Genomic DNA, 5740 nt, shown 5'->3' with positions numbered 1-5740 from the left:
TCTTCCAGCCCGCCACCAGCGCCTGCGCGCGCTGCGCGAGCGCCGAGGCGCGGGTGCGGATCGCCAGCCTCGCAAGCCGCGAGTCGACGGTGCAATGGCAGCTCGACGCGCGCCGCAGCGAGCGCGACCGCGTGCAACTCGCCAGCGAGGCGCAGCGGTTGGAGAAGCTGTCGATGGAGGATCCGCTGACGGAGCTCGCCAATCGCCGCAGCTTCGAGGATCACGCGCGGGCGCAGCTCGCGGCCGGCGGCGTGGTGAGCCTGGCCTTGATCGACGTCGACCACTTCAAGCAGGTGAACGACCAGCACTCGCACCTGGTCGGGGACCAGGTGCTGAGCCAGATCGCGCGGCTGATGCGCCAGCATGTGCGGGAGCACGACGTCGCGGCGCGCCTGGCCGGTGACGAGTTCGTGCTGCTGCTGCGCGGCGCGACCGAGGAGGTCGCGCAGCAGGCCTGTCGCCGGCTGGACGAGGCGGTGCGCCGGCACGACTGGAACGCGGTGTCGGACGGCCTGCGCGTGAGCATCAGCATCGGGGCCGCGCAGCGGCAGGAGGGCGACACGCTGGAGACGCTGATGGCGCGCAGCGATGCCGCGATGTACGCCGCCAAGCGCGAGCGCCAGGGCGCCGGCGTGCGCCTCACCGACGAGAGCGAAGGCGAGGGCGACGCGCCGGATTGAATCGGCCGGAAGGACCGTGTTCATCGGGGCCGTCGGGCGACGGCGTCGGCGCAAATACACAAGAACCTGCGTGGCGGTTTCGCCGAAAACGCGCCGTGGGTGAAGGTCGACCGGTTCGATCGGTGCCAAGAATGGAAACCTCTTTCGCACCTTGCCTGCCAGGAGGTTTCATGACTGATGCCCATGCTGCCGGATCGTCGGGACGGATCGCCCCGATGGGAGATCCGAGGTTTCCTTCCATTCCGGGTCCGTTGACCGATGCCGGTCGACGACGACTCGACTACGTTCAATCGCTGATCGACTGCCGCTCCCGGAAGCGGGTCGTCGCGCCAGGGGAGGATGCCCGACCGTTCGACCTGCCCGAACGATTGATCGCGATCTACGCCCGCAATCCCGATGTCCTGAACTATCCGCCGCGTGCGGGTGAGCTGCAGGGTGCGCTGATGGAGATGCGCCATGGTTGCGGTGGTTGTTGACGCGAACGTCGCGCTGGGCTGGATCGAAGCGCTGGACCAAGGGCCGGACCTGCATGACTACGCCGCCAAGCTCGGCCGAGCGCTTGCTAACGATGAGGCCTATCTCATCGCGCCGTATGTGTTCCACGCCGAATGCGCTCACTCGCTGCTCAAGCGGAGTCGATCAGGGGGCTGGCCGCCGGGGACCGTCCAGGACTACGCGGCCATGATCGAGTCCTATCGCGTGGTCCTGCATCCCGAGATCACGCCCTTGCTCGAGCATGTGGACGCCGCGGTCAAGCGCCATGTGCAAGGCTTTGACCTGCTGTATCTGGACCTGGCGCTGGCCACGGGCGCGTCGATCGCGACCAAGGATCGGGGCTTGATTGCCGCGGCGGAGCGTGTCGGTGTGCGCGTGTTCTGAGCTGCGGGGCCCTCAGTGCCCCTGCTCTCTCGCCCGCCTGAGCAGCAGCTCCCGTTCCCGCGCATTGGCGGTCATCGCGGCGGCGCGCTCGAATTCCTCTTTCGCCTCGGCATTGCGTCCCAGCCTGGCGAGCAGGTCGGCACGCACGCTCGGCAGCCAGGGGTACTGCTTCAGCGCCGGCTCCTCCATCAGCTGGTCGACGATCTCCAGACCGACCGCCGGCCCGAAGGCCATCGACAGCGCCACCGCGCGATTCAGCTCCACCACCGGCGAAGGCTGCCGGATCGCCAGCACCTCGTAGAGGGCCGCGATGCGCGGCCAGTCGGTGTCCTCGGCGCGCCGTGCCCGCGCGTGGCAGGCCGCGATCGCCGCCTGCAGCGCGTACGGCCCCGGACCCTCGCCGGCACCCGCCTCGTCCCCGGGCTCGGCGGCCAGCCGCTCGGCGGTGGCCAGCGCCGCCAGCCCCCGCTCGATCGATCCCTGATCCCAGGTCGACCGGTCCTGCTCCAGCAGCAGCACCGGCTGCCCCTGCGCATCGACGCGCGCCGAGGCCCGCGAAGCCTGCAGTTCCATCAGCGCCAGCAGCCCGTGGACCTCGCCCTCGCGCGGCGCCAGCCGCACCAGCATCCGCGCCAGCCGCAGCGCCTCGTCGCACAGGTCCTGACGGATCCAGCGCTCGCCGCTGGTGGCGGCGTAGCCCTCGTTGAAGATCAGGTAGAGCACCTCCAGCACCGCCGCCAGGCGGCCGGTCAGGGCCTCGCCGCGCGGCAGCTCGAAGGGCACGTTCGCCTCGCCCAGCGTGCGCTTGGCGCGGACCAGCCGCTGCGCCACCGTCGGCTCCGACTGCAGGTAGGCGCGGGCGATCTCGCCGGTCGTCAGGCCGGCCACCATCTTCAGGGTCAGCGCCACCCGCGCCTCCAGCCCCAGCACCGGGTGGCAGGCGCAGAACATCAGCCGCAGCACGTCGTCGCCGATCTCCCGCGCGGCGCGCTCGTCGTCCAGGTCGTCGACGAAGTCCGGCACGATCATCGCCTCGCGCGCATCGAGTTCATGCCCCAGCTGCTCGAGCTTGTCGCCGCTGAGCTTCACATGGCGCAGCCGGTCCAGCGCCCGGTGCTTGGCGGTGGTCATCAGCCAGGCCGCCGGCTTGTCGGGCAGGCCCTGCCTCGGCCAGGTCTCCAGCGCGGCCACCAGCGCGTCCTGCGCCAGCTCCTCCGCCAGCGACACGTCGCGGGTCAGCCGTGACAGGGCACCGATGATCTTGGCGGACTCCTGCCGCCAGACGGTGGTGATCGCGCGATGGGTCTCGTCGGTCATGCGCGCGATCGTACGGCCTGGGCGGCGGGGATGCCGCTCCGCATGCCGCGCATGTCGCGCGTGCCGGGCATGCGACCGGGCGCCGGACCGCTGGCTTCGGCGGCGACGGCGATGTCGCCGCCCGGCGGCGCCCGCAGTGGCTCAGGCGCCGGGGAACTGCGTGATGTCCATGTACATCAGCTCCCAGATGTGCCCGTCCGGGTCGGCATAGGCCTGGGAGTACATGAAGCCCATGTCCTGCGGCTCGCGCGGCACGGTGCCGCCGGCGGCCCGGGCCTTGGCGATCAGCTCGTCCACCTGCGCCTTGCTCTCGCAGGACAGGCAGGTCAGCACTTCGGTCGTGGTGTGCGCGTCCGAGATCTTGCGCGGCGTGAAGGTCTGGAAGAACTCCTCGACCAGCAGCATCGCGTAGATGTCGTCCGAGATGACCATCGACAGCGCCTGCTCGTTGGAGAACTGCGGGTTGAATTCGTAACCCATCGCGCTGTAGAAGCGCTTGCTGCGCTCGACGTCCTTGACGGGCAGGTTCACGAAGATTTGTTTGTGGCGCATGGTGCTTGTCCTGAAGCGGGGTGAGGGGGTCGAGCCCGAGCGGGTGAAGAAGCGGTCGCATCGTGCCCTCCGGCGGGCGGCGCCCCGGTCCTTCCGGGGCGTCCACACTGGCACGACGGCCCAGGCCCGCCGGTTTCGACAGGTCTCGACGCGATCAGCGAGAAAAACCGGGACGAGCTGTCCCGGAGCGCCCTCAGGCCTTCGATTCCTCGTAGCAGGGCACCAGCGAGCGCACTTCCACCGTGCACCATTCGGCGGCCGGGCATTCGCGGGCGATCGCCAGCGCCTCCTCGCGGGTCTTCACGTTCAGCCAGAAGAAGCCGCCGACCATCTCCTTGGCCTCGGCGAAGGGGCCGTCGATCGTCGTCATGCGGCCGTCGCGCTTGGCGACGCGGGTCGAGCCGTTGACCGACTGCAGCGACTGCGCCGCCTGCAGCAGGCCTTGCGCCTGCAACTGGCCGGCGAAGGCGGTCATGCGCGCATAGGCCTCGCGGCCCTCTTCCGGCGTGCGCGCCTCGCGTTGGCCGACAGGTTCGTTGATCAGCAGGATGTAGCTCATGCGGGTCTCCGTGGGATGCGGGCGAAATGCCGGGGAGGCGGATCAGCGGGCTATTGGACACCATGGACCGGATGTCCAGCCGAAGGTCAGGGGCATCGGCGGCGCCGGGGCGGGCGTCCGCGCCACCGGCCGTCGATCCATCCAGCGGACTGTCGATCCGTCGTTTCCCCGGGCGGCCGGCGTTCGACCGCTTCCTACACTGCACCGCATGACTCCCGCCCCGTCCCGACCGCTCTGGCGCGATGCCCGTCGCCTGCGTGCCTCCTGGCATGCCTGGATCAGCAACGATGTCCAGCCGAGCGGCCCCGCCTGGATGCAATGGATCTGGACCCTGGTCTTCTGCGCCGCGCTCTCGGCCGGCTTCACCCTGCTGGGGTTCGTCATGAACTTCCGGGTGGTGGACTGGTTCGACCTGCGCCTCTGGGGATGGTGGTACGGGAAGAACCTGACGGTGTGCCTCACCATCGGCGTGGTCATCCAGGTGCTCTTCGCGATCCTGACGCCGCGCCTGGGCGGCCGCGCCCGCATCCGCCAATGGAGCGACTGGCGCCGCACGCTGTTCTTCTCCGGCGTGCCCATCCTCGGCACCGTGATCGGCTGGCTGCCCGGCATGTGGCTCGCGGGGCTCACCTCCTGGGTCCGGCTGGACTGGGCGCAGGGCGGCAAGGTCATCGGCATCACCTCGGTGCTGTCGCTGGGCATCACCTTCGTGCTGCATCACTGGTTCGCGTCGAAGAACCGGCAGCTCAAGGCCGAGCGCCGCGCCACCGAGGCCCAGCTGCGCCTGCTGCAGGGCCAGATCGAGCCGCATTTCCTGTTCAACACACTGGCGAACGTCCACTCGCTGATCGATTACGACGCGGCCAAGGCCAAGGACATGCTGGGCGCCTTCACGGCCTACCTGCGGGCCTCGCTCGGTGGCCTGCGGCGCGAGACCGGTCCGCTGGAGGACGAGCTCGCGCTGGCCGAGGCCTACCTGACGGTGCTGCGCACGCGCATGGAGGACCGGCTGCGCTTCGAGGTCCGTGCCACCCCTGAGGCCCGCGCGGTGATGCTGCCGCCGATGCTGCTGCAGCCGCTGGTGGAGAACGCGGTGCACCACGGCCTGGAGCCGAAGATCGACGGCGGGACGGTCCAGGTCGATGCGGCGCTGCGCGCCGGCTTCCTGGTTGTCGAGGTCCGGGACGACGGGGTGGGGCCGGGCGCGTCGCGCCGCGCGGGCAACGGCATCGCCCTGTCCAACCTGCGCGAGCGCTTGATGACGCATTACGGCGACCGTGCGTCGCTGGACCTGGTGGCCGCCGAGCCGGGATGCCTCGTCACGCTGCGCGTGCCGCTGGACGGCTGAACGTCGCCACCGCCACTGCCCTGCCGCCCTCATTCGCTGCGTCCTTCGCTCCCTTCCATTTGCCTCTCCGACCATGACCGCACCCACCGCCCTGATCGCCGACGACGAACCCCACCTGGCCCGCGCGCTCGCCGCGCAGCTGGCCGCCGTCTGGCCCGAGCTGAACGTCGTCCACGTCGCCCGCAACGGTTCGGAGGCGGCCGAGCGGATCGCCGCGCTGCGGCCGGACCTGGCCTTCCTCGACATCCAGATGCCGGGCCTGACCGGCCTGGAAGTCGCCGAGGGCATCGAGGGCGCGACCCGCGTCGTCTTCGTCACCGCCTATGACCAGTACGCGGTGCAGGCCTTCGAGCAGGAAGCGATCGACTACGTGCTCAAGCCGGTGGAGCCGGAGCGGCTGGGCCG

The 5740-nt window shown here is 70.1% G+C and carries 8 protein-coding genes; 5 read left to right on the top strand and 3 right to left on the bottom strand.

Going from position 1 to position 5740, the window contains the following annotated elements; all coding sequences use genetic code 11:
• The 3 genes from FUT87_RS09305 to FUT87_RS09295 all read left to right on the top strand — a co-directional run.
• On the top strand, window positions 1-680 hold a 680-nt coding region (locus FUT87_RS09305; protein WP_147240852.1), incomplete at its 5' end, for a GGDEF domain-containing protein.
• A 170-nt stretch (window positions 681-850) separates the two neighbouring features.
• On the top strand, window positions 851-1156 hold the full coding sequence (locus FUT87_RS09300) for a hypothetical protein (protein WP_147240851.1): 306 nt from the start codon (window positions 851-853) through the stop codon (window positions 1154-1156).
• Entirely contained in the window at window positions 1137-1559 is a 423-nt protein-coding gene (locus FUT87_RS09295) for a PIN domain-containing protein (protein WP_147240850.1), read from the top strand. The genes FUT87_RS09300 and FUT87_RS09295 overlap by 20 nt, the downstream gene beginning before the upstream one ends.
• A gap of 12 nt (window positions 1560-1571) precedes the next feature.
• On the opposite strand, the gene FUT87_RS09290 is transcribed toward FUT87_RS09295, so the two are convergent.
• The 3 genes from FUT87_RS09290 to FUT87_RS09280 form a co-directional block, all read right to left on the bottom strand.
• Window positions 1572-2876, bottom strand: coding sequence for an RNA polymerase sigma factor (locus tag FUT87_RS09290; RefSeq protein ID WP_147240849.1), 1305 nt, complete (start codon window positions 2874-2876; stop codon window positions 1572-1574).
• Between the two features lie 141 nt (window positions 2877-3017).
• Window positions 3018-3428 carry a VOC family protein gene (locus FUT87_RS09285; protein WP_091730975.1) on the bottom strand — a complete coding sequence of 137 codons (411 nt, stop codon included), beginning with the start codon at window positions 3426-3428 and terminating at the stop codon, window positions 3018-3020.
• A 193-nt stretch (window positions 3429-3621) separates the two neighbouring features.
• The gene (locus FUT87_RS09280; RefSeq protein ID WP_091730979.1) at window positions 3622-3987 is read right to left on the bottom strand and encodes a YciI family protein; all 366 of its coding nucleotides are present in this window, start codon (window positions 3985-3987) and stop codon (window positions 3622-3624) included.
• 208 nt (window positions 3988-4195) lie between these two features.
• On the opposite strand from FUT87_RS09280, the gene FUT87_RS09275 reads away from it, so the two are divergent.
• Together FUT87_RS09275 and FUT87_RS09270 are read left to right on the top strand one after the other, a co-directional pair.
• Complete coding sequence (locus FUT87_RS09275; RefSeq protein ID WP_186830449.1) at window positions 4196-5335, top strand: sensor histidine kinase; 1140 nt, start codon at window positions 4196-4198, stop codon at window positions 5333-5335.
• Between the two features lie 73 nt (window positions 5336-5408).
• Window positions 5409-5740: LytTR family DNA-binding domain-containing protein (locus FUT87_RS09270; RefSeq protein ID WP_147240847.1), on the top strand; the 332-nt coding region annotated here is incomplete at its 3' end.

The organism is Mitsuaria sp. TWR114 (genome assembly GCF_007997345.1).
This window is presented reverse-complemented; position numbering and strand designations above follow the sequence as displayed.